The sequence below is a fragment of the Brachyspira pulli genome (assembly GCF_036997785.1).
GTDB classification, from domain to species: domain Bacteria; phylum Spirochaetota; class Brachyspiria; order Brachyspirales; family Brachyspiraceae; genus Brachyspira; species Brachyspira pulli.
In genome coordinates this window covers 1-25,747 of the sequence record NZ_JAWLQI010000034.1, presented here as the reverse complement: position 1 = coordinate 25,747, position 25,747 = coordinate 1, and the positions used below count along the sequence as shown (strand labels likewise).

The 25,747-nt window shown below is 26.3% G+C and carries 21 protein-coding genes and 1 tRNA gene; 11 read left to right on the top strand and 11 right to left on the bottom strand.

The window, feature by feature from the left end:
- Window positions 1-46: 46 nt before the first annotated feature.
- The 4 genes from argF to R4K56_RS08850 form a co-directional block, all read right to left on the bottom strand.
- Entirely contained in the window at window positions 47-988 is a 942-nt protein-coding gene (gene argF, locus R4K56_RS08865) for an ornithine carbamoyltransferase (RefSeq protein WP_335771833.1), read from the bottom strand.
- A gap of 167 nt (window positions 989-1,155) precedes the next feature.
- Window positions 1,156-2,091, bottom strand: a complete 936-nt coding sequence (locus tag R4K56_RS08860; RefSeq protein WP_335770161.1) for an Rpn family recombination-promoting nuclease/putative transposase — start codon at window positions 2,089-2,091, stop codon at window positions 1,156-1,158.
- Between the two features lie 117 nt (window positions 2,092-2,208).
- A complete protein-coding gene (gene flgN / locus R4K56_RS08855) occupies window positions 2,209-2,718 on the bottom strand; it encodes a flagellar export chaperone FlgN (protein ID WP_297299651.1) in 510 nt (169 codons plus the stop codon).
- 659 nt (window positions 2,719-3,377) lie between these two features.
- Window positions 3,378-4,673, bottom strand: a complete 1,296-nt coding sequence (locus R4K56_RS08850; protein WP_335771834.1) for a hypothetical protein — start codon at window positions 4,671-4,673, stop codon at window positions 3,378-3,380.
- Between the two features lie 298 nt (window positions 4,674-4,971).
- On the opposite strand from R4K56_RS08850, the gene R4K56_RS08845 reads away from it, so the two are divergent.
- The 6 genes from R4K56_RS08845 to R4K56_RS08820 all read left to right on the top strand — a co-directional run bounded on the left by R4K56_RS08845 (window position 4,972) and on the right by R4K56_RS08820 (window position 10,623).
- Window positions 4,972-5,044: transfer RNA gene (locus R4K56_RS08845), tRNA-Val, on the top strand.
- A 154-nt stretch (window positions 5,045-5,198) separates the two neighbouring features.
- Window positions 5,199-6,293 carry a M15 family metallopeptidase gene (locus tag R4K56_RS08840; RefSeq protein WP_335771835.1) on the top strand — a complete coding sequence of 365 codons (1,095 nt, stop codon included), beginning with the start codon at window positions 5,199-5,201 and terminating at the stop codon, window positions 6,291-6,293.
- Window positions 6,294-6,361: 68 nt separating this feature from the next.
- Window positions 6,362-7,462: a DNA-methyltransferase gene (locus R4K56_RS08835; protein ID WP_335756862.1), complete on the top strand. Its 1,101-nt coding sequence runs from the start codon at window positions 6,362-6,364 to the stop codon at window positions 7,460-7,462.
- Window positions 7,462-8,295, top strand: a complete 834-nt coding sequence (locus R4K56_RS08830) for a Bpu10I family restriction endonuclease (protein WP_335756861.1) — start codon at window positions 7,462-7,464, stop codon at window positions 8,293-8,295. The genes R4K56_RS08835 and R4K56_RS08830 overlap by 1 nt, the downstream gene beginning before the upstream one ends.
- A gap of 31 nt (window positions 8,296-8,326) precedes the next feature.
- A complete protein-coding gene (locus R4K56_RS08825) occupies window positions 8,327-9,994 on the top strand; it encodes a motility associated factor glycosyltransferase family protein (RefSeq protein WP_335771836.1) in 1,668 nt (555 codons plus the stop codon).
- Between the two features lie 89 nt (window positions 9,995-10,083).
- Window positions 10,084-10,623 carry a hypothetical protein gene (locus R4K56_RS08820; protein ID WP_335770160.1) on the top strand — a complete coding sequence of 180 codons (540 nt, stop codon included), beginning with the start codon at window positions 10,084-10,086 and terminating at the stop codon, window positions 10,621-10,623.
- A 660-nt stretch (window positions 10,624-11,283) separates the two neighbouring features.
- Here R4K56_RS08820 and R4K56_RS08815 read toward each other — a convergent pair.
- Window positions 11,284-11,916 (bottom strand): lactate utilization protein, encoded by a 633-nt coding sequence (locus tag R4K56_RS08815; RefSeq protein WP_335756859.1) that lies wholly within the window; start codon window positions 11,914-11,916, stop codon window positions 11,284-11,286.
- 482 nt (window positions 11,917-12,398) lie between these two features.
- Here R4K56_RS08815 and R4K56_RS08810 point away from each other — a divergent pair, with 482 nt between their 5' ends.
- Window positions 12,399-13,229, top strand: a complete 831-nt coding sequence (locus tag R4K56_RS08810) for a hypothetical protein (protein ID WP_335771837.1) — start codon at window positions 12,399-12,401, stop codon at window positions 13,227-13,229.
- A gap of 483 nt (window positions 13,230-13,712) precedes the next feature.
- Here the strand turns inward: R4K56_RS08810 and R4K56_RS08805 are convergent, their stop codons facing one another.
- Window positions 13,713-14,570, bottom strand: coding sequence for a flagellin N-terminal helical domain-containing protein (locus R4K56_RS08805; protein ID WP_335756857.1), 858 nt, complete (start codon window positions 14,568-14,570; stop codon window positions 13,713-13,715).
- A 797-nt stretch (window positions 14,571-15,367) separates the two neighbouring features.
- On the opposite strand from R4K56_RS08805, the gene R4K56_RS08800 reads away from it, so the two are divergent.
- The 3 genes from R4K56_RS08800 to R4K56_RS08790 all read left to right on the top strand — a co-directional run bounded on the left by R4K56_RS08800 (window position 15,368) and on the right by R4K56_RS08790 (window position 18,268).
- Window positions 15,368-15,748: a PepSY-like domain-containing protein gene (locus tag R4K56_RS08800; protein WP_335756856.1), complete on the top strand. Its 381-nt coding sequence runs from the start codon at window positions 15,368-15,370 to the stop codon at window positions 15,746-15,748.
- Window positions 15,749-16,038: 290 nt separating this feature from the next.
- The gene (locus R4K56_RS08795; RefSeq protein WP_335771838.1) at window positions 16,039-16,896 is read left to right on the top strand and encodes a hypothetical protein; all 858 of its coding nucleotides are present in this window, start codon (window positions 16,039-16,041) and stop codon (window positions 16,894-16,896) included.
- Between the two features lie 118 nt (window positions 16,897-17,014).
- Window positions 17,015-18,268: a M14 family metallopeptidase gene (locus R4K56_RS08790; protein ID WP_335771839.1), complete on the top strand. Its 1,254-nt coding sequence runs from the start codon at window positions 17,015-17,017 to the stop codon at window positions 18,266-18,268.
- A 460-nt stretch (window positions 18,269-18,728) separates the two neighbouring features.
- On the opposite strand, the gene R4K56_RS08785 is transcribed toward R4K56_RS08790, so the two are convergent.
- From R4K56_RS08785 to R4K56_RS08775, 3 genes are all read right to left on the bottom strand, one after another.
- Window positions 18,729-18,974 carry a tetratricopeptide repeat protein gene (locus R4K56_RS08785; RefSeq protein WP_335786905.1) on the bottom strand — a complete coding sequence of 82 codons (246 nt, stop codon included), beginning with the start codon at window positions 18,972-18,974 and terminating at the stop codon, window positions 18,729-18,731.
- Window positions 18,967-19,707 carry a tetratricopeptide repeat protein gene (locus tag R4K56_RS08780; RefSeq protein ID WP_335771840.1) on the bottom strand — a complete coding sequence of 247 codons (741 nt, stop codon included), beginning with the start codon at window positions 19,705-19,707 and terminating at the stop codon, window positions 18,967-18,969. Before R4K56_RS08780 ends, R4K56_RS08785 begins: the two co-directional genes overlap by 8 nt.
- Before the next feature lie 650 nt (window positions 19,708-20,357).
- Entirely contained in the window at window positions 20,358-21,221 is an 864-nt protein-coding gene (locus R4K56_RS08775) for an AAA family ATPase (RefSeq protein WP_297299819.1), read from the bottom strand.
- A 154-nt stretch (window positions 21,222-21,375) separates the two neighbouring features.
- Between R4K56_RS08775 and R4K56_RS08770 the strand changes: the two genes are divergently transcribed.
- Window positions 21,376-22,428 (top strand): DUF3298 and DUF4163 domain-containing protein, encoded by a 1,053-nt coding sequence (locus R4K56_RS08770; RefSeq protein ID WP_335771841.1) that lies wholly within the window; start codon window positions 21,376-21,378, stop codon window positions 22,426-22,428.
- Window positions 22,429-22,510: 82 nt separating this feature from the next.
- On the opposite strand, the gene R4K56_RS08765 is transcribed toward R4K56_RS08770, so the two are convergent.
- Window positions 22,511-23,596 carry an NAD(P)-dependent alcohol dehydrogenase gene (locus R4K56_RS08765; protein WP_335771842.1) on the bottom strand — a complete coding sequence of 362 codons (1,086 nt, stop codon included), beginning with the start codon at window positions 23,594-23,596 and terminating at the stop codon, window positions 22,511-22,513.
- Window positions 23,597-24,527: 931 nt separating this feature from the next.
- Window positions 24,528-25,589 carry a hypothetical protein gene (locus R4K56_RS08760; protein ID WP_335771843.1) on the bottom strand — a complete coding sequence of 354 codons (1,062 nt, stop codon included), beginning with the start codon at window positions 25,587-25,589 and terminating at the stop codon, window positions 24,528-24,530.
- Between the last annotated feature and the right edge of the window lie 158 nt (window positions 25,590-25,747).

Below are 25,747 nucleotides of genomic sequence, written 5' to 3'. Positions count from 1 at the left end.
ACAACTCCAGAAATCACAAAGATTTAAAATTAATTTAATATAAATATTATTCCTTTACTATACTGCTCATTATAGCCATTTGAGCATGCATTCTGTTTTCTGCCTCTTCATAAATATATTGAGAATTCATATTGAATACTTCTTCGCTTATCTCCTCACCTTTATGTGCTGGCAAACAGTGAAGTGCTATAGCTCCTTTATTAGCAAGAGCAAATAATTCTTTAGTAAGAGTAAAGCCCTTAAATACATTAAGTCTTTCTTCTTTCTCTTTCTCCTGTCCCATAGAAGCCCATACATCTGTATAAACTACATCAGATCCGCTTACTGCCTCTTTTACATCATTAACAATATCAACGCTGCATCCTGTATTTTTTGCTATATTCTTAGCTACTTCTATAGTTTTTGCATCTGGTTCATAACCTTTAGGAACTCCTACTTTAATATTAACTCCTAAAGAAGTACAGCCTGTTAAAAGACTGTTACATACATTATTACCATCGCCTATATATGTTAATGTCAAACCTTTCAATTTACCGAAATGTTCTTTCATAGTAAATAAATCTGCCATAATCTGACATGGGTGTGAAAGGTCTGTTAAAGCATTTATAACAGGTACTTTTGAATATTTAGCGAAATCTTCAACATCGCTATGAGCAAAAGTTCTAATCATAATCAAATCACAGTATCTTGAAATTACATTAGCACTGTCTTCAATACTTTCTCTCTGTCCCAATATTATTTCATCTTGTTTTAATACAAAAGCATCTCCGCCTAATTTCTTCATTCCTATTTCAAAACTCAAACGTGTTCTTAAACTAGGTTTTGAAAAATACATTACCATTGTTTTATTTTTCATTATATCGATTTCTTCATTGTTCCTTACTTTTGATTTTAACTCGAAGGTATAATCAATCAATGCTAATAGTTCTTCGCTTGTAAAATCTTCTAAATTAATAAAGTCTCTTCCTGATAAATTTACTTTTTTCATATTTGTATCCGTTATTTTAAATTATTATTGCGAGTAATACTATATATCGTTTTTATAATTTTGCAATATTTTTGTTTAGTTTTTTAATTATTTAAATGAAATTGTTTATAATATATAGCACTGATATATTTAGAACAAGTTTAGTTCTTATAAAAAAATACCTAAAATTATAATTTTTCTATTATATCAATACTTAAACCTGTTAATTCATTAATGAGTTTTATATCCATATTTTTATTTTTCATTCCTTTAGCTATTTCTATAGATTTATTTATTTCACCTTCCTCTCTGCCTTTTTCAATTCCTTCAGACCTACCTTCTGCAAGACCTTGTTCCTTTGCCTTTTTTAAATCTAACTCCAAACTCTTATCAAAAAAATATGAATCTATTTCTCTTTTTTTATATTTATCCATTACAGGACTATCATTAACAAAAGTATTACATTTCTTTTCTACTTCTTCAAAAATAGTATTTTCTTTTATAAGTATTGACATGTCTTCCCCCTTAAAGAACTTTACCCAAGAAATAAATTCTTTATTAAGTTTTTCAAAATCTTTTATTTTAGTCATATCTGTTAAATTAAATTTAGGCAATTCAATAAAATGTAACTGACAATGGTCTGTTAATATTCTATTGTTATTCAATTCTTTTAAAACATAGCAGCTATGGACATCGTCTGTTAATATAAAGTTTGTAATATTTATACTAATAACTGCTTTTAATTCATCATAAATTCCGCCTCTGTTCAAACTGCTTGTGTAATTATAAGCCCAATAAAATAAAGCCCTTTTTACAAAATCTTCATTTCCTCTCGCTTGAATTTCTATTAATACAGTTATTCCTGTTTCAGTTGTAGCTTTTATATCAACTATAGATTCTTTTTCATCATAACTTTCTGCTATATTGAATGGATTTAATATTTCAATTTTTGAAAAAGTTGCAAAATCCACATCTTTAAACACAGAATTAATAAAATGTAAAGCTATATGTTCATTTCCAGTATGTGAAAATAGATAACGCACAAAATAATCATTAATCCTATTTAAATTATTTACTGTAATAGGTTCATTTAATATTTTTTTAAGCTTTTCTAAATCTTCCATATTTTTTATTATAATAAAATGTTTTTAGTTTGTCAAAATTTTTCACTACATACAAAAAAAACGTATAACATATACACTATGCCATACGTTTAATTAAGATATAAATATTATATAAAATTAAACTTGCTTATTTACTAATACTGATAATTTCCTATTAACAACATGTTCTTTACCTTTGTTGTTATAGCCTACTTTTTTGCTCTCATTTAAAACTTCTTTCATATTTGCAAATAAATCTAAAGCTTCATCAAAAAGTTTTGGAGCTAATTTGTTTAAATGTTTTAATCTAGCCATTAAAGTAACTAATTCAAGGCGTAATGCAGATATTTTAGCAGTTTTATTTAAAGGTATTCTTCTAATAATATCTGATAAAGTTGCAGTTTCTGATAAATGAGGGAATTTATTTAATACTATCAAGTCTATAACATTTTCTCTTAATTTTCTAAGCTCATTAGCTTCTGTCATCTTTTCATTTTGATGGTCGCAATATAAATGTATATCTTGTAATCTAGTATTGATTATAGAATTAACTTTTTTTTCCTCATCTTCCAATATTATTTTATACACTTCTATTTCTTTTGCTAAAAGAATCTCTATTTTTGTAAGTTCTTCATATAAGTTAAACATAAATACCACCTTTGAATTAACAGTTACTTAAATAGTTATTAGGTAACACACGATAGATTATCGGTCGTAATTATGATTACTTTACATAATTTTTTTTATCAAGAACTGATTTTTTTTAGAACATTATTTAAATTTAAAAACACTATTATAATATATACTGAAAATTTTTAACTTTGTCATTTTTTTAGTCAACTTTTTCCCGCCGCATACGCTCTGCGGACTTCGTCAAAGTTGCTTATATCCTCGACAAGCTCGGATACGCTTCGCGAAAGTGCGAGGATAGAATTAGTACTAAATCATACTAAAATTGTCTTACATGTAAAATAATTTATTGAATTAAAGCCCAAGTGCAGCCTTTCGCCACAGGCGGGCTGTGCCTGGGGCAATACCACCCTAAAGGACTTCCTTCGGTCGCAGGCACTCCCTACGGTCGCAAAAGAAGTGGGGTGCTGCATAGCACACAGAGTGGTGGGCAAAGCCCCATATATTAAAAAGAGAATATAATTTTATTTTTGACAAAATATAGTTGTTTAGGTATACACTAAATTTATTAAAACTTTATAAAAAATTTAGTTTTACAATACTTTTTAAACTTATTTATTGATAATTATAATATTTTAGATCAAATAACTTTTGATAAAACATATTTAATTTACAGATTAATGTTCTACTTCGATGGATTTTATAGCTTTTAAGCAAGTATCTCTATTTTCTTCACCTGTATATGTAAACCAAGCAAGAAGGGCTAATTTTTTAGTAACAGCAGCTACAGTAATAATATAATCATGATCTTCCAATTCTTTTTCATATACTACGCTTTTTATATGACTGCTTTCTACTTTCACATCTAACTCATCGCCTTTGTCTTCGCCAGCAATATCTATTTGCTTTAATACATATTCCATAATAACATCAGTTTCTTCATTAGCAAAAGAATAAACCTGCATTGCTATATATATGTTTATATCTTTGAATTCTATTAAAGTTTTATTATTTTTAAATATATTCATACGCATAGGCAAAACTATTGTAAATCCGGCTGCTATAGAATATCTAGCCAATTCTAATCTGAAACCTATTTCTGCAGTTTGCTGATGAGGATTTTTCTTTTTTTCTATAAACTTTGCCAAATTTTCATCATCTAATTGATGAGCTATATCTATCAATATGTCCCAAGGATATTTAAGATTAGTATCTTTTTTATATGCTTCTTGAAATGAATACATAATTTTTTTGTATGTAGTTCTTTCTCTGTCATCAATAATATCTCTAAAAGGATAAAAAAGCCAAATCATACTTACACAGCTTTTGAACCAAAATTTGGCATTAATCTCCTCATTATCCCAAATAAAGAAATCTTTTGCTAATTCAAGCTTTTCTTCAATACCAGAATTAATAAAATCACTGAACCAATTTTTTCCCCAATATCCTAAAGAAGAAAGAGCAAAGTATTGCTTTACTATATAAGGATAATCAAAAGGCATCGATATCATAAAATTATTGTAACCGCTATCATTATGATGATTTATAAGCATTTGGGCATAGCTAGCCAATGAATTAACAAAGAACTTTTTTAAATCTTCAAAATTTCTATTTCTAAAATATCCGCTTGGGTCTTTATGCGTATCATCTTCTTTGAACTCTATATCAAGTCTTCTTGCTATTCTATCTAAAACACCAACTATAAATCTATGATATCCTGCTCCGAATGCACCTGTACTAATAGTTATAAATATAGTGTCTGTTTTAAACTCAAAATATATCGGATCTGAAGATGGATGAAATGAATATATAAGAGTATTGCCGTCTTCTATTATAGAAAACTCAGAAAGCATAACAAGCGGGTTAATATTAACTTCGTTTAAAGATGATACTATTGCTTTAAATAGTCTATCTTTTGTGGGAATAACCCTTCTATTATCAAATTTGGCTGAAAGCAAAAACTCTATATTCATAATTTAATTAATATTCTACTTATATAAATTTATCATATTTACAGTATACTATAATAACATTTTTTATTATTTTAGCAATATATTTTTGATAAAGTTTTTATATATAATAGTAAATAATTATACTAAATGTGTTATTTTTATAATAAAAACATAAAAAACGGCCAATAAACAATATTTTAAAAAAAATAATATAAATTTTTAACCTAAATAATTTTTAATAATTAAGTAAATTTATTAACTTTGCCTATTGACTTTTTTTGAATGTCATGCTAATATAATATCATCATTTCAAATGAAAGGGCGATTAGCTCAGCTGGGAGAGCGGGTGCCTTACAAGCACTAGGTCGGCGGTTCGAGCCCGTCATCGCCCAATCCTTTTAATCCCTTATCTAAATAATAAATATTCCTATTAAATATCAGTTTTTTAACGATATTAAATTTGAATTAATTTGAAAATTATGTTAGTATTATGTCTCAATTAACATAATTTTTCTTAAACTTAAAAACAAACTTAGTAGAGAGTATATGACTGTTTTACAATATGTATTAATAATAGCTGCTATATTGGCTGTATTAGCGGTTATAAGCCTTATAATTAAAGCTAGTTCAAAATACAAAGCTGTTACAATAGTATTAATCATTATAATAGTTTCTTCTATATCTGCCGTAGGAATAATGTATATTAATAATACTAAAAATATGCTTCCTAATTTAACTGCCGATTTGAAGCAGCAGCAATTAGAAGAAGAAAAAAAGAGAATAAGAAAAGATATGATTATAAGACCGGGAGCTTTAGAAACTATAGCTCTACATTTGGCATACTCAAACAGAATATCACCTCCTACTATAAGAAATAGAGAATTAGGTTTCTATTTAGATGGTATATGGTTCAATTGGGCTGATGGTAAATTATTAACTGATGAAGATATATCAAATCAAGATGCTTATATACCTTTCGGATTTTATTCTTATACTGTAGACGGAATGCCTAAACTAGAAGAAGAAACTCCTGAAAGAACAAAAGAGCTTCAAGAATACTACAAAAAAAGAGTAAATAACACTAAATATATAAATAATAAATTTTTAGATACGCTTTATGACGGTACTAATGAACGTTCTTTAGTAAAACATATTAGTACTGAAAGTATATTAGGATACAAAGTAAGAGTGCATGATTATGTATATGAACAGCTTTCTAATGTAAGTGTGGAAGTAAAACTTATAGCCCAAACTAATCAGGAAACAAAAGAATTTTTAGATTCATTAAAAATTGTAAGCGGATATGTTTGGAAAATTATTTCAAAAAGTGCAAGCAGAAGCTATCATAGTTATGGTGTTGCTTTTGATACTTTGCCTAAAAAAAATAATGGAAAACAAATTTATTGGGCTTGGACAAGAGTGAATAATAAAGCTTGGTATGCTGTTCCTTATGAGAAAAGATGGCATCCTCCTAAAACAGTTGTTAAAACTTTTGAGAAGTATGGTTTTATATGGGGAGGGAAATGGCATAATTACGATACTATACATTTTGAATATAGACCGGAACTTATTATATACAACAAAATAAAAAATGATGAAGATGCCACTTATGAACTTATAGAAAAATACGGTATATTCTAATAATTTAAATACATATATTAATTTTGACAATTTTATTTATAAGTATATAATATTATGAAAATTAAATTATGGAAACTAAAAAGATTTTAAAAATAAAAAATACTTATGATGATTATGATATAGATAATGCTATACCTTTATTAGCATCTTCAGGCATAATTATTTCAAGAGATAGATTTGATATTATATTAAATTTTGATGTAGTAGATTTAAAATTGCTTGAAAAACTAGCATATAATCCATTAATTAAAAAAATTGTAGAAGAATTATATAAAATAAGGTCTTTCTCAAGTTCTAATGGAAAAATAGTGTTTAAGAGCTTTAATAAAGAAAAAAAAGTAAAAAATAAAAAAGAAAATAGTAAAAAAAGATTGGCATATGAATATTATAAAAAAGATTTTTTTAAAATTAATAATCAACTGGATGAAAAATATTTAAATAAAATTTACTATGCCGATTCATTAGAACTATTAAAAAATTTTCCAGATAATTGTATAGATATAGTATTAACTTCTCCTCCATATAATTTTGGTATAGAATATAAAAATACAGACGATGTGAATATATGGAAAGATTATTTTGATAAGTTGTTTTTAATATTTAAAGAATGTATTAGAATATTAAAAAATAGCGGTAGAATCATAATTAATGTACAGCCTATGTTTTCTGATTATATACCTACTCATCATTTAATAAGTAATTTTTTTATAAAGGAAGGATTAATTTGGAAAGGGGAAATAATTTGGGAAAAAAATAATTATAATTGTAAATATTGTACTTGGGGTAGTTGGAAAAGTCCTTCTGCACCATATTTAAAATACTCTTGGGAGTTTGTAGAAATATTTTGTAAAAATTCATTGAAAAAAACTGGCGATAAAAATAATATAGATATAGAAGGCGAAGAATTTAAAAAATGGGTTTATGGAAAATGGAGCATCGCACCAGAAAGAAACATGAAAAAATATAATCATGATGCTATGTTTCCTGAAGAATTGGTAAATAGATTGTTAAAACTATTTTCTTATAAAAACGATATTGTATTAGATCCTTTTAATGGTGTTGGAACTACAACTAAAGTTTCTAAAAAATTGGGGAGAAGATTTATAGGCATAGATATATCGGAAGAATATTGCCAAACAGCAGAAAAAAGATTAATGGAGGAGATATAATGATAACTAATAAAGACGAGGCTTTAAATTTTTTAAATAATAAAAAATTTAATTCTAATTATAGACATTGCTCAAATATAAAGAAAAAACTAAAAGATGAAAAAAATGAAGATAATATTCAATTTTTATTTAAGTGTATTGAACAATATAAAATATATGATGAAAATTTTGACTTAAATAATTTTGATAATATGACTAATGCTTGGAATAATTATTTATTTTTTATTAGAAAAAATAATAATCGTAATGGAAAAAATATATATACTTCACAATCAAAGTTTGAATCTACAATACTTGAAGAAAGTGTATTTAGAATGTTTAGTAATATTGAAGACAGTATAATAAGAGTAGGTGCTACCAAAGCTTATTCTAACATGTACTTTTCACCGTCCGATTTTAATACTTTTAAAAAAGAGACTGCATTTAAGTTTAATACAAAAGATCAGGATTTTGCAATATACAAAGAAGTAACAATTAATGTAGACAATAAAAATGAAAATACTTCTATACCAATAGTTGCTATGGAGTGCAAAACATATTTGGATAAAACTATGCTTGAAGGAAGCGTAGCTACTGCCGAAAAAATAAAAAATGGTAATCCATATTGCAGATTTTGCATAATTACAGAATCTTATGAAGTAGACTTTAATGTTGATATTAAATCTACAAGATTAGATCAAATTTATGTATTGACAAAATCTAAAAGAAGAAATGGTGAAAGTATAATAAGAAAAGATGTATTGGAATTATTACATAGAGATACTATAAAGCATTTAAAATCCAATTGGTCTGATGTTGAAAAGAATATTTATGAATATGGAATTGTATTATGAATTTAAAAAGCTAATATCTTAAGAATAAAGTATGAATGATGATATTTTTAAAAAATATTTAGAAAAACTAAAAAAAAATAAATATAATTTTAGAGCCGTAACAAAATTAATTAATTATAATTCAGCAGATAATAAATACCAATTAAAACCTGCAAAAAATAATCTTTTCAGCGTCTTATATAATAATAAGCCTCTTACTTCAACTTATGCTCCTATGGAAGAAGCTAAAAGATTAATAAGTCAATTTATAAAAGATGATAAGGAACATATAGGAATATTTTTATCTATTGCTTCATTCTATCATATAGAATATTTTCTATCATTAAATAAGAATAATAAAGCTATAATAATAGAAAAAGATATTGAAATTGTAAAACTGATATTAGAAAATATTGAAGAAAAAAATTTAGAAAACATCATCATAATATTGAATGAAAATATAGAAAGCATACTTGCATTCTTTAATTTTTATATGAATGATTATGATACAAAAAGAATAGTATATATAAGACATGTAAGAGCTTCAAATATAGATACTGAAACTACAGAATATTATGACAATGTTAATATATGTTTAGCAAACAGCATAAAAGAAAAATTGATGTCATTAACTTCTAATTATTATTTTGCTCCTATATGGGCTAGAAATATATTATATAATATGCATTTCAATAGAGGATATTCTATAAAAACATATCAGAATATTTTAGATAAAAAGATTCCTGTTCTTCTAGTTTCTGCCGGAGCTTCTATTGATAATTATATAGAAAAAATAAGAGAATTATCTAAAACACATTTTGTTATAGTTTTATCTCATGCATTTAATACATTAATAAAAAATAATATAAAACCTGATGCTGTAGTTTCCACTGACGGAGGTTTTTATTCTTCAATACATATTTTAGAAATTCTAAAAGAAGAAAATAAAGATATAAATATTTTTACAACTCATAGTGCTTATCCTTTTCCTTTTACTCATATTGAAGATGAGAGAATATTTTATTTTTCGCATGATGAAAGCCTTGAGAAAATATTATATCCTATTAATGATATAGATGATAAAGAGAGTAATATATATTTTTATATGGAAGGAAGCGTTATAATGCCTGCTTTAAGAATAGCGTATATGCTTGCTCCTAAATATATACTTCTTGCAGGATGTGATTTTTGTCATATTGATGATAAAAGCCATTCAATTTATTCAAATGCTGTGGCTTTGGATTTTATTAACAGCAGCAAATTGAAAACTTTTGAGAATGCCAAATATAAAAGGCTTAATGATAATCAAAAAGTAAAATGTTATGATAATATTTACAGAAATACTTCATCTTCTCTTATAAGCTATAAAAATCATTTTGAAAATCTTATTCAAGAAATTTCAAATATGATTGATGTATTTACTTTAACTAAAGAATCTGCTAATATAAATAATGTAAAAATATTTAATGAAGATATAGCAAAAAACAATACAGAAAAAAAAGATATAAAAATAACAAACTATATAAGAGAAAAAATTGATAAACAAAATTTAATAAAGAAAATTAATGAGTTTATAAATAGTAATGATAATATATCAGAAATTGGTAATTTGATATCTCCTTGGCATGTTGATGAGGTAGAAAAATCAAGAATTACTTATGAAGAGTTTAAAAATTACATAAATAAATGGTATAATGATATAGAAAAATTATTGTATTGAATGTATTTTATTTCTAATAATTTTTTACAAATTAACGATAATATGTTAAGTAAACATAATATGTATACATGATAAAAACAGGAGAATATATGACAAGAATAATATTTGTATTTATATCTTTAATTATCTTCAGTTTACAGGCATTTCCTAAAGCTGTAACTACATACTATAATAATTGGAAAATAAGAGAAATAGTTTATGATAATACAGACACAAAAACTGTTACAATGACTATGAAAAATGATAATAATTTTGAAATATATATAGCTTCAAGAGGAAATCAATTGAGCGTTAGCATAAATTGGTATAAAGACCGTATAGATGAAAATACTCCTATAGTTGAATATAGTTTTGATAATGCATCTTCAAAATCTGTTGAACCTATAATGAGATCATCAGCAGAAAATTTCGATATATTATATACTATATCACCAGCATTCGGAATCATTCAAGAAAAAGAGATGGTAGAATTCTTTAAAACATTAATAAGAAGTAAAAGTTTGACTATAAGACCAAACAATTATGGTGAAAAATACAAAATTAATATTGTAGGTTTAAAACAAGCTATAGAAAAGACTGATTTTTCAGGCACTTTATTTGATAAGTATAAAAGTCAAATATTAAGATAATTCTACACTGTTATATTTTAATTCATCACCGCACGCAGAATTAAACTAACAATATAAATTTATTATAATCCAAGTTTTATTAATATTGTTAATTTAGTTAACCGTGCGTTAAACGCATTTTAAGGTTAATTTAAACTTGGGCGGGTGCTGGAATTTATAATTAAGCTATAAAGATGATTAACACTTTAAATTCAAAATAAAGCAATAAACTTTAAAGGGCGGGATATGTAAGCAGATTTTAAAACTTATTTTTAATCCCGCCCTATAGACTTTCAATTTTTTATTATATTTCTGAACTATTTTTCTTTTAAATATGAACTGTTATTTTAGCTGCCCACCCAGATTTTTTTTAAATTTATCACATTATACACCTCACGCAGAATTAAACTAACAATATAAATTTATTATAATCCAAGTTTTATTAATATTGTTAATTTAGTTAACCGTGCGTTAAACGCATTTTAAGGTTAATTTAAACTTGGGCGGGTGCTGGAATTTATAATTAAGCTATAAAGATGATTAACACTTTAAATTCAAAATAAAGCAATAAACTTTAAAGGGCGGGATATGTAAGCAGATTTTTAAAATTAAAATATATTAAAGTTATACTGTACATAATAAATATTTTAATAAGCACAGTATAACTTTTTAAATCAAAAATTAAAATCCTAATTCTTCATCTATAAATATAATATGTATTCTGTCTTTTATATGGCATTTATTAACTACAATTGTATAAGCACATAATCTTTTTTCTATATCACAATTTTCTTCATCGCAAACCATATTACCTACACAACAAGGATTATCTAATTTAAATCTCACAGAATTTTCACCGGCAGCAATACTTCTCACTCTTTTTATAGCATCTTTTTCTGTATCGCAAACTTTATTTCTTCCAACAATTAAAAATACTTTTTTAGGCCCATAAATAGTAGCAGCTACCCTATTTCCGCCTCCATCTGTTGATACTATATCACCATTCTTTGTTATGGCATTAGCAGAACATAAATAAACATCACTGCTGAATGCTTTTACTTCTGCTTCAGCTTTTAATTCTTTATTGTTTCTATCAATAAAATTTTTATAGCTTTTTAAATCCTCTAATATACCCATTTGATTAACTGAAGTACTTCCGCCAAAAGTTATAACATCATCTTCTTTAATAAGAGATAATATAAACTTTTTAGCTTCTTCTTTGTTGGAAAAAGAATCAAATGCAAAACCTTTTTTATTGAATTTATCTTTTAAAACTAAAGATAATTTTTGAAAATATTCTTCCTGAACTGTCATAAAAAATCCCTCATTTATTTTTAAACTTTGATTTAGTATAGTACAAGTAATATTTTTTTCAAGCAAATAAAATTTATTTAAAACCCCACCCTATTATATTTATTATTTTATTTATAAATTTTAATTTTATTATCCTTATAACTTAATCATAAATTTTAGCACCCACCCAAGTTTTTTTTAAATTTGTTATTCTATTACCGCACGCAGAATAAAACTAAAAATATAGATTTATTTATAATTCAAATTTTATCATTCTTTAAATTTCATTCACCGTGCGTTAGATAGATTTTAAATTTAATTAACACTTGGGCGGGCATGCTTTTTTATTTTTGCATTAAAAAATATTTAAAGATTATAAAATGAAATAAAAGCAATAAAGTATAAAGGGCGGGATATGTAAAATAAATTTTAAGTAAAATACATTGACATAACTTGTTTTTCTTTTAGAATATTCATATTAATTTTTATTTAGGTTCTTACTTATGAAAGTACTATTATCAATTATATTAATTTTATTTAATATTAATATTTTATATTCAATGAGTCTTTCTCCAGAAATTGGCATATTTATGAATATAGGCGGTTCAAAAATTTTCACTAAAACAGAAGTAAATCAGAATAAATATTCATACCTTGTTGATTTCAAAACAATAAAAGGTGATATATTTGTAGATTTTGAAGCTATTTTTCAATTAGGTGTAAAAAACAATATTAATAATAATATAGTTACTGGCTTAACTTCTCTTTTAGAAATAGGATACAGCCCATATATAATAAGTACAACATATAAAGGTAATGATAAATATAAAGATTATACTTTTACAGATAGAGTTTATCTTTATAGTTTAGTTTTAGGTGCTTTAGAAAAAATAGTTTTTAACAATTTTTCTATAGGTATAGGAGCAGGTGTATTATTTCCAATATCTGGTTATGGTATTTCAAATAACCCTGAGAATGTAATAACATCTGTACTTATGCCAATAAGAAATGCCTCAATGATTTCACCTTATAGTAAGGAATTAGATTATGCATATATAAAAAAGATATTTAAAGTTCCTGTTGCACCATATATAAAGATAACTGCTGAGTATGCATTCAGACCTTATAAAATGGATAATGCTGAAATGGATTTCGTACTTGGAGTATATTTGAATTATAACTTTGGTATGAAGTATGATACTTCTGTATTAAATAGTATTATACCAGAATTACATAACGATTATGGCCCTAGCGGCGGAATGTTATATAAATATGATTATTCCAATTTAGATTTTGGGTTTACATTGGGTGTTTCTTTTAGAGCTTTAGAATAATTCAATATTTAATAAAAACCGTTATGATAGTAAATATATCATGACAGTTTTTAATTTTATTCTAAACCCCACCCTTTGTATTTTATTATTTTATTTAGAAATTTTAATTTTATTATCCTTATAACCTAATCAAAAATTTCAACACCCACCCAAGTTTTTTTAAATTTGTTGCTCTATTACCGCACGCAGAATAAAACTAAAAATATAGATTTATTTATAATTCAAATTTTATCATTGTTTAAATTTCATTCACCGTGCGTTAGATAGATTTTAAATTTAATTAACATTTGGGCGGGCATGCTTTTTCTTTTTTACTTATTTAAGAAAATAGAAATATATGAATGTAATTAGATAAAAATAGATAGAGGGCGGGATTTATAAAAAGACTATAAAAAAATAGCCAGCCCCATTAAAAATAATAATGAGACCAGCTATTTTAAATTAGTTTGCTATAAAACGTACTATAAAAATTTAATCAACCAATTATTGGATCAAACGTAAAGCACCTTGGTTCATAGTATTAGCTTGAGCTAACATAGCTAAATTAGCTTGACTTAAGATTTGGTCTTTAGCAAATTTAACAGAAGTTTCAGCCATATCAGTATCTCTTATTCTGCTTTCAGAAGCTGCAGTGTTTTCATAAGCGATCATTAAGCCTTGAGCAGTAAGCTCTAATCTGTTTTGATAAGCACCAAGATTAGATCTTTGTTTAGAAACTTTCATTAAAGCTTCATCAACTAAACCTATAGCACTGTTAGCTTTGTCTATAGAAGAAATAGAAATACCAGTACCTTCAGCAGTTTGTAAACCTAAAGCAGCAGCAGTCATAGTTCCGATATAAACTCTTCTTCTTTCGTCCATGTTTGCACCCATATGAAACCACATAGAAGCAACAGGAGCACCGCCCTCATTAGGGTTAGCGAATCTACCAGTTAACATGTTAAGAGTATTGAACTGAGCTTGGCTAGCAATACGGTTAACTTCGTCTACTAACTGAGAAACTTCAACTTGAATAAGCATTCTGTCAGCATCAGTATAAATACCGTTAGCAGATTGTACAGCTAATTCACGTATTCTTTGTAATATGTCTTGGCTCTCTTGAAGGTAACCTTCAGTAGTTTGTATGAAAGATATACCGTCTTGAGTGTTTCTTTCAGCTTGACGTAAACCACGGATTTGTGTTCTCATTTTTTCAGATACAGCTAATCCAGAAGCATCGTCTCCAGCTCTGTTGATTCTTAATCCAGAAGATAAAGCAGACATATCTTTAGCAAGATCTACATTTCTGAATTTTAAAGTACGTTGTGCATTTATAGCACTAATGTTATTATTGATGATCATCGTCATCCTCCATGATATTTATTCAAAAAGGCATCCGTGCCTAATTGTCAAAAAAAATATTAAAGAGAATTTATGGTATTCCGACAATCAATAATGACTATATGAAGTTGCCAAAATACCATTAAATCCTATATTAGGAATATAAAACGCCAAAATATATTCCTACAAATTATATGGTATCAACAAAGCAAACAGGGAGTTCGAGACCGCCAAATACTTGAACTCTCATTTTGCTATACCTAAATTCTCGGCCTAGTCGGAATAAAGTTTAATTTTATTTAGCATTTTTTTCGATTTTTTATTAAAAAATTACAAAAAGAACCGGTTACAATACATTTTACACATAAAATTAATAAAAAACTCTATTTTTTTAATTCTATGATAAAAATATCATAGCTAAAATCATATAATTCTATCAAAACAATAATAAAAACTCTAATTTTATAAAGAAACTGCATCAATTAACTTTATAAAGTTTAATTATAATTAATAAAAAAATTAATTTTTTTTTAAAAAAGTTAATAATAAAATTTCCACTAAATACTAGATACTTATAATAATTTCATAGTAGAAACAGTAAATTCTGTAAAATTTAGTCTAAAGTTCCGTATTTTATTTACATTATTTTTACAATTATTGATATATTTGTAGTGTATGTATTATAAAATATATTACACATCTAGTATTTGTAAAGATATTGTAAATTATTTGTAAATAAATATTGCGTAAATACATCAATCTGCTATAATAATAAATGTAAAGAGAATTTACAAATAATTACTGAAAGGAGATACAGTATGACTAATAACTTAAAACTTTTTATAAGAATAACACCTAGCCAATTACCAGAAAACATAAGAAATTTTTTGAATGCTAATTACAGCAAAGCAAAAATAGTTTATATTGATAAAATAAAAGATGAATACGAAATAAAATTGAATAACGGTATATACATCAATTTTGATAAAAACGGACACTGGAATTATATAAGCAGTGATGACAAATTATCAGAACAATTGCTCCCAAAAAATTTAGCAAGCAAATTAAAAAGCATAATGAAAAAATATAAAAATGCTGATGTATTTGAAATAAGCAAAAGAATAGAGTTCTACAGAGTAAAATTAACTAATTCTTTAGAATTATGCATAAGACATAATGGACAGGTATTGTCAGCATAATTAGTTATATTTGTATCTATTTTTTAGTCTTTTTATATATTGGCTTGGAATTCTTAATGGATTTCAAGCCTTTTTAATATTTAAATTTTTAAATATTAAAAGTTTTATGATGAATCTATACAAAAAATATTCATTTTGTAAATAATAAATATACAACTTTATATAATTTTTATAAAAGCCTCCATATTGTAAAACCTAATTACTTAATAAGAATTATTATCAAATAAAAATAATTGATTATTTTTTATATTATGATACTATTATACAATAATAAATAAGGATAAAACAATATGATAAAGAAAACAATATATATTATTATAATTGCATCTTTACTATTAATGTCAAGTTGTGGTAAAAATGCAAATCAGGCAACATCACCTATTACAGTTAAAGAAGCAGAAAGTGAATACACAGTAAAAGGATTAGATTCTAAATACAATGCAACTTGGCAATTTTTTAATGCTGACAGTACAGGAAATAATGGAGTTGATGTTGTTATAAAAGATGGAGAAATAAGCGGTTTAGTAGTATCGAATAAAAAAACAAAAGTAACTTTTACAAAAGATGATATTTATAGTATAAAAGATGAAAATAAAAATAAATATTATGACAGATACTATGGATATATATTAAGTTCTTCTGACTGGGTTGGAGAAATACAATTTCCTACTGATGAATATGAAACTGTAGGATATATCTATGCCAAAAGCAAAAAAAATTCTGATATGATAGTTGGAATACTTGATAAAGCTCCTGGCCCTAGAGAGGGAATAGATAAAGGATTCTATGGAAAAAGAAGCCGAACAGATAATGGAATAAAGAAAACAGTAGATATACAAGAAGATTTTGTAACATATTCTGAAAATGGTGTAGAAAAAGTAAAAATACCTTCAAAATTCTTTGACTTATCTAAGGGAGGAGGATTTTATGGATATAGCATAATGCTTGGTCTTCTATATCCTGGTGTATCTATAAATGTACATAATTCAAAAGATGTAAGTATATTACCTAGTGTATACTTTGAATATATTGATTATAATTATTACCTTAATATACAATTAAGAGATGATGGTGTTCCAATTTCAGCAAAATATGATAAAAAAGAAACTATAATATCTCAAGGCGATCTCCTATATGCCAAAGAGTAACTAAGCCATTATTTATCAACCATAAATTTATAAGATGCTTTAAATAAAGTTTTTATTTAAAGCATCTTTATTTTTTAACGATAACTTAAAATGATATATTTTATTTTATGGTTTTTTTATGATAAATTTAAAAAAAATTGCTTTTATATTTTCAATAATTATTGCCTTTAATAGTTTGTTATTTGCCAACAATTTTAAGGTAATATCAAGACAAGGCGAAGCATCTGTAATAGTCAATGAAGAACATGCAGACATAGATGTAAAAAAAAGTTTCCCTGATGATTATTTCTCTATATCTACAAAAGAATCATCATATTTAGTAATAGTCAATGGAGAAAAATCCATTATATTAATGCCTAATTCTAAAATTACTTATGAAAGCAATAGATTTACTCTTCATAATGGGTATATCTATATAAAAACAAAACATAATGATGATGTTCAAATGACAATTGCAAAAGACAATAATGCCTACAATTTCAAAGGAAAATCTTTTGCTATTGTAGCTTATGATGATGAAATATCTGCTATTACTTATAATAATGCTGTAAAAATTACTCCTGAAACATCTTTAGGTGTAAGTTATTATTTAGAGCCTCATCACAAAACATCAATACTTCCTATTTTAAATGGGCCATACAAAACAACTGAAAATGAAAAAACATTAATAGAAAGTGTATCAAGACAATTAGATATGGAAGTTGCCAGTCATTTAAATGAAGATATAGAAAGATATAATTTCAAAATAATGGAAGGCACCAAGAATGAAACAACTATATATAGAGTTGTACACCCAGAAAAAGGCCCTAATGTATTTTTAATAGTTCCTCATGGAAGCGAGAGAGTTGGTACTGATGTTGCTATGGAAAGAATAAATATGCCTATAAAAAAAGGAAGTCTTACTATAGTGCCTATTGCTGTACCGGAAGCATACAGAAAAAATACTAGGGCTATAGAAGGTCAGGATATTAACAATAGATTCTTTGATAAGAAAATATCAAGAACTGATACTGATAAATTGGCAAAAAAGTATATGGAAATGCTTGATGAATATGATATAGATGTTGTTCTTACTTTACATGAAGGTAATGGATTTAAAGAATTCTTTGGGGATTCCATTATATACGATACTAGAAAATTAGATGATAAAGTAGTTAAGGTACTTAATAATATAAACTCAAGAATAGAACCTATGAAGTTTAAATTCAAACAAATGTACTATCCTATGCCTACAACTATAACTTATTATGCCACAAAAAAGAATATAGAGGCATTTGGAATAGAATTAACTAGAAATTTAGATTATGACAAAAAAAGAATAATAATGCATACTATATTAAGTGAATTTTTTAAAATATATGAAATGGAATAAAAATTTTATAAATATATTATAAAATTTCAACGCACGCAGAGTAAAGCCAAAAATATAGATTTATTTGTAATTGCAATTTCATTATATTGTTAATTTTGTTTACCGTGCGTTAAATAAAGTTTTAAAATTTAAACAAAATTTGGGCGGGTGCTGGAATTTATAATTAAGCCGTAAAAATAATTCATGTTATAATTTAAAATAAAGCAGTAAATTTTAAAGGGCGGGATATCTAAATAAAGTTTTAAAGCTTAATTACATTTGCCCACCCTTTATCTTTATTAAGATAATTTACAATTATTGTTTTTTATTTCTTTGATGTGTAAATAGAATTGTTAACGCCCACCCAAGATTTTTTAAAATTTGTAATGCATTAACCGCACGTTGAATAAAACTAAATATATAGATTAATTTGTAATTCAATTTTTATTATATTGTTAATTTTGTTTACCGTGCGTAAAGTTCATTTCAAGCCATATTTATCTTGAATATTTTTTATATTTCCTTTAGCTGTATTATTGTTAGGGTCTAATTCTAAAGCCTTTTTAAAATCTTGTAATGCCTCTTGATACTGACCTAATTTTTCTTTAGCAAATCCTCTATTATTATAAACATCGCTATCACTAGGGTTTAACTCTATAGATTTATCATAATCTTTAATAGCTTCTTTATATTCTCCTAAATTATATTTTGCATTTCCTCTATGTATTATAAGCAGATATATAATCAGGATTTAATTCTATAGCTTTGTTATAATCTTTGACTGCCTCATCATATTGTTTAGAATTATATTTGGCTACACCTCTATTATAATAAGAATCAGGATAATTAGAATTTAACTCTATGGACTTATCAAAATCCTTAATAGCTTCTTCATACTCTCCTAAATTAGATTTTGCATTTCCTCTATTATAATAAATAGTGCCATTATTAATATCTAACTCTATAGCCTTATCATAATCTTCTATAGCTTCCTCATATTCTCCTAAAGCAGATTTAGAAATCCCTCTATTGTTATAAGCAATACTATCATTAGAATCCAATTCTATTGCTTTATCATAGTCTTTTACTGCTTCTTCAGATTGTCCTAAATTATCTTTAGCAAGTCCCCTATTATAATAAGCCATACTATTATTAGAATCTAAATCTATTGATTTACTATAATATTCAATAGACTCTTCATATTGTTCTAAAGCAGAATGTACATTACCTAATAATAAATAACTTTCAGCATTATTTTTGTCTAGTTCTAAAGATTTATATGCATCATTTTTTGCTTCTTCATGCTGTTTTAAGGCATTTTTTGATCTGCCTCTAGCACTATAATATTTTGACGTACTATTATCAAGTTCTATTGCTTTATCAAAAGATTCTACAGCTTCTTTGTATTTTTTCTCTTTATGATAATTAATACCTTCTTCATAATATTTTTCTGATGACATATTTTACCTCAAATAATTTTTTATTATAAAAATAATATATTTCATTTTTTAGTATTTTCAAGTTAATATTATTAAAAATCCCACCCTCTATGCACATTATTTTTATTTGAAATTATGACTTTTTATTTCTTTGAAGCATAAACAGAATTTCTAATAACCCACCCAAGATTTTTTTAAAATTTGTAATGCATAAACCGCACGGAGAGTAAAGCTAAATATATAAATTTGTTTTTTATTCAAATTTTATTATATTGTTAATTTTGTTCACCGTGCGTTAAAAATATTTAAAATCTAATCACCACTTGGGCGGGTGCTAACAAATTATAATTAAGCTATAAATATAATTAATTGTTGTAATTCAAAATAAAACAGTAAACTTTAAAGGGCGGGGTATGTAAATAAAGTTTTAAAGCTTAATTAGATTTGCCCACCCTTTATCTTTATTGATTCAATTTTATATTATTGTCTTTTATTTCTTTTAAATATTAACTGAATTGTTAACGCCCACCCAAGATTTTTATAAATTTGTAATACATTAACCGCACGCAGAATAAAGCTAAATATATAGATTTATTTGTAATTCCAATTTTATTATATTCTTAATTTTGTTTACCGTGCGTTAAATAAATGTTTATATTAATTTTTATTTATTATCTTGTGCTGGCGTTATCATCTCTTTCATCTATATTTAAACTGAGTATTCTAAGACCTTCAGTACCTAATACAGATTTTAAAGCTATTAAGAAAGCTGTATCTCTGCTTGATGCAATATTACTTTTATATAGCTTCATAGCATATCTTGCCATATTTATACCATCTCTTACAGAAAAAGATGCATTATGTATATGAGATTTTTGTAAGAATCCAACAGTAATTTTTAATATTTCATCATCAGCAAAAGGAAGATTCATTTTTAATATATCATACTCTTCTTTTACATCAGGGAAAGGCAATTCTATAGTAGGCTGTAAACGTGAATGTATATATTCAGGAAGCTCAAATGTACTAGCATCATCATTCATAGTAACTATAATTCTGAAATCAGGGTGAGCCTTTATTTTTATACCAGCTATAACACTTTCAACGTATCTTCTGTCATCAAGCAAAGGAGCAAGAGAAGCCCAAGTTTTTTCGCTCATTCTGTTTCCTTCATCTAGTATGGCAACTCCTCCTTTAATCATAGCAGTAACCAAACTTGAAGCATGATAGCTTATTTTATTGTTTTCTGATATAACTGGAATTACTATCAAGTCCTCAGGTCTTGTGTCTACAGTACATTGAAATATATAAACATCTCTGTTAAGAAGTTCTTTAGCTACATAATATGATAATGTAGTTTTACCAGCACCGGGCTTTCCTACGATTCTAGGGTTTAGAGGTATATCATCTTCTGAAATTATATGCCAAGAGGCCATTATTTGTCTAACTAAATCATTTTGTCCTGTCCATTTTATATTTAAATTATCTGGGTGTGATAATGTAAGTTCAACATTTTCTATTTGTACTTTGTCCATTTTAGCCTCTTATTTTAGAAAAAATTATATTATTTAATGATATTATTAATCCAATAAAAAGTCAATTATTTATAATAATTTTAATAACTTTATTGATTATTTGCCTTTTATTTATATATTTAAAGTTATAGTAAAAAAATAGAAGGTATTTTTTATGTTAAAAAGGTTTGTATATATTTTCTTATTAATAATAATTATAGTTTCATGTGGTAAAAATGCATCTTCATCTGATAATAATTCAGATAGTAAAAATGGCTCCTCTATAGAAGAATCAAAGTTTTATATGCTTAGCGGTAATATATCGGGAGAAAAGGCTTCTATGTATTTGTATGTTAATAGTAATAAAAACAGCATAAGCGGATATTATTATACAAAAAATAAAAAGGCATTAATTACTGGAAGTATTAATAATAATAAATTAAACATGCAAGAAGTAGATGAAAACAATAATATGCATGCCACTATAAATGGTGTATTGAGCGATGATATAGTTTTTAGTGCAGAAATAAAATACGATGAAAGTAATGAAGTTAAAGATATGGAGTTTGCTCTTAATAGAAATCTGCCAGTATATTATGCTAATATTATAGATTATTACAAAAATGATATTATAAGTAATTCTATATTTTCATATCATAGAACTTCATTTTCATTCAGTAAAAATAATGAAAATGAAACATTAAATATTGATAATTCTATAATGTACATAGAAGAAGAATGTAATAATTATTATAATGAATGGAAAGCTTTATTATATGTAGGTTCAAGCAATATAACTTATGAAATAGATAATACTGTTAATGTAGGTTATATAGACAGCAGAGTAATAGCACTTGATAACTATTCATCTATGTATACAGGCGGAGCTCATGGCAATACAGCAAATATTCAGGAAGTGTTTTCTTTGGAGAGTTCTAATCTCATTACGATAAGAGATTTAATAAGCGATTTTAATAATCCTAATTTAATATCATTAATGAGAGAAAAAATATTAAAGACTGGAAGCACAAAAGAAGATTATTTTGATTTTAATTCTATCACTATGGAAAATTCAACATATAGAATACTTCCTAATTCTATTAACTTTATATGGCAGCCTTATGATATAGCACCTTATTCTACAGGAACAACGGAAATAAGTTTTAGTTTTGAAGAATTAAAGCCATTTGTAAAAGAAGGCTCTCCATTATCATATTTGTTTATATAAATAATTATTAATATAGTTAATAAAAAATAGGCATCAGAGAAATAATTTCCCGATGCCTTTTTTATTGACAAGAATTTTATTATTATAATGTTTTCATATCTATTACATATCTAAATTTAGCCTGACCAGATGTAAGTTTTTGATATGCTTCATCTATTTGATTAGCTGAAATAATTTCTGTTTCAGGATAAATTTTATGCTTTAAAGAAAAGTCTAACATCTCTTGAGTTTCTTTAATACCGCCTATCATAGAACCATAAACTTTTTTACCGCCGGCAAATATTAATCTTGCTAAATCTATGCTTTGTTTTAATTCTGCAGGTGGAAGTCCTACTATAGCCATTTCACCGCCGTATTTAAGAAGTTCAACATAACTATTAATATCATAACCAGTAGGAATTGTAGATATTATTAAGTCAAAGCGTACAGGAACATCTTTTGTAGAAGTGAATAAATCTTTAGCTCCCATTTCTAAAGCTTCTTTTTTCTTTTTATCGTTTCTAGCAAATACATAAACTTGAGCACCCATATTAACAGCATATTTTACAGCCATAGAACCAAGTCCGCCGAAACCAGCAACACCTACTATGTCCCCTTCTTTTACACCAGAAAATTTAAGAGGTGAATAAGTTGTAATTCCTGCACATAAAAGAGGTGCCACTTTTTCCATTGGAGCATCTTTTGGTACAGTAATAGCAAATTTTTCACTTACTACTATATTATTAGAATATCCGCCGTAAGTAGGTTCATCATTATGGAAATGGTCTTTACAGTCATAAGTAGCTACAGTTTGTCCTCTTTCACAGAATTGTTCATGACTTCTTTTACAAGCTTCGCATTCTCCGCAAGAGTTAACCATACAGCCTACACCAGCATAATCTCCGATTTTAAATTTAGTAACATTCTTTCCAACAGCTACTACCTTTCCAGCAATTTCATGACCTGGAACCATAGGATATATTCCTTCATGCCATTCGCTTCTAGCAGAGTGTATATCACTATGACATATACCAGCATACATTATTTCTATAAGTATATCATTATCACCCATAGAATGCCTTGAAAATTCAAATGGTTTGAATGTGTCTGTCTTACTATGAACAGCATAACCTTTGGCATTGATTCTCTGTCCTGAATTAGCTTCTTCCAAATTCTTATCTAATAGCATATATATAACTCCTTGTTATTAAATATCTGGTATTATAACATTGAAGTGCACTCCAATGTCAATATGTATTTGATTTTTTTAATAAAAAATTGTTATAATTTTTTGTATATATCTAAATAACTATATTTTGTCAAAAATCAATTTATATTTTTGTTTTTATATATGGGGCTTTGCCCACTACGAAGCACACAGAGTACAGATCTGCGTGCTTACGCAAGACCTCACTTCTTTTGCGACCGAAGGAAGTACTGTAAGTATTGCCACAAAGAAGCAAAAAGGCTATATTTGAACTTAAATGTAATAAATTATTTTACATGTAAGACAATTTTAGTATGATTTAGTACTAATTTCATACTTGCACTTTCGCGAAGCGTATCCGAGCCTGTCGAGGATATAGCAACTTTGACGAAGTCCGCAGAGCGTATGCGGCGGGAAAAAGTTGACTAAAAAAATGACAAAGTTAAAAATTTTCAGTATATACCTAAACAAATATACTTTGTCAATTTTAGTTTTTTCAATTTTATTGTTTGTGGTGGCTTTGCCCTTACGAAGTACACAGCGTGCCACCCCCCAGTTCTTTTGCGACCGCAGGAAGTGCCTGTGGTATTGACCCAAAGAACCAAAAAGACTGCATTTTTAGTATAAATCTAGGTTATATCCTACATTTAATACGTATATTTTTAATATAAAGTTCTAGCAATTGCGTTTTTCGCTCTGCGTGCCGTAGGCAGCAACTTTGACGAAGTCCGCAGAGCGTGTGCAGCAAAAAAGTTGATAATTCTATATAAAGTGCATCGGTTGACAAACTTTAAAATTTTCAGTATATACCTAAACAATTATATTTTATCAAAAATAATTGTTTATGTATACAAATAAAAGCCTGCTCAATGATATTTTATGAACAGGCTTAGTTTTTAAAGTTTAATTATAATTAAGCACCTTGTTTAGTTAATGTAACTTTTTGTTGAGTATCAGGATCTGTATAAGTAGCTGTTTGTTTATCATCACTAAATAGTATAACATATTTTTTATAATTATTTTCACTTATGTAAGCTGAAATAGTTAATGTATTTCCTAATAATATTCCATCACTATATCCCTGTGCATTAATTATTAGTGTTGGTTTATTTGATTTTACCATTAATGTGATATTACCGTCAGCAGAGTCATAATCTCCAATGTATGGAGTTAATAAATCTGATTTGTTATATTCATATAATCCTTGATATTCTCCATTCACTTTTGTATAATTTTCAATAAAATAGTTATTTTTTAAGATAATTGATTGTTCAACATTATATGTATAACTTTGTCCATTTTCTTCAGGTACTACTTGAGTCATTTGTATAACTAGATTATCTCCATTTAATGTTATATTTTTTATCTGTATTTGTATTTGTTCAGGTATTGGAACATAAATATATCCATTATTATCTATAATAAAATTAATACTTTTTTCAGGCTGTACTTGTGGATAGCTGTAATAATAATTATAATAAGCACCTGCATATTTTTCTAATCCATTAACTTTAGCCAATTGTTTATAACCAGTTGTAGATGATACAGGATCTTTCATATATATGGATTTTACAGATTTACTCATTCCATTATTATTGAATGTGTATAAATAAATAACTTTATTTAATGGTTCTAAATATTGTACAGTTTCTATCTGTAGTTTATTATCAGATTTAGATAAAGTCATTGTACCTGTTATTTCTAATCCTTCTTCAGATAGTGACGTATCATATATTTTACCATTTTCAATTCTTTCTTCTACATAAATATGACCATTATCAGATTGATAATAATATCTTCCAGCATGTTTGTTTAAGAAATCTGCTATTGTTTTTTGATCTGAAGTACCTGTTCCTTCATCTATAATACCGCTATCTCCGGTATCGCCTGTACTGCCATTATTAGGATTTGATGGGCTACTGCAGCTGAATGCAAATATCATAACTGCAATCATTAATAAAACTTTTTTTAACATTTTGTTACTCCTTTTAAATATATATAATTAAACTTATAGTTATTTTGCAATAGCAAAAATAGCTTATAAGGTAATAAGCGATTGTATTTGATAGAAATTTTGAAAATTGATTTTTTTAATAGAGATAAAAAATTATATAATATTAGCGATGCGATGCG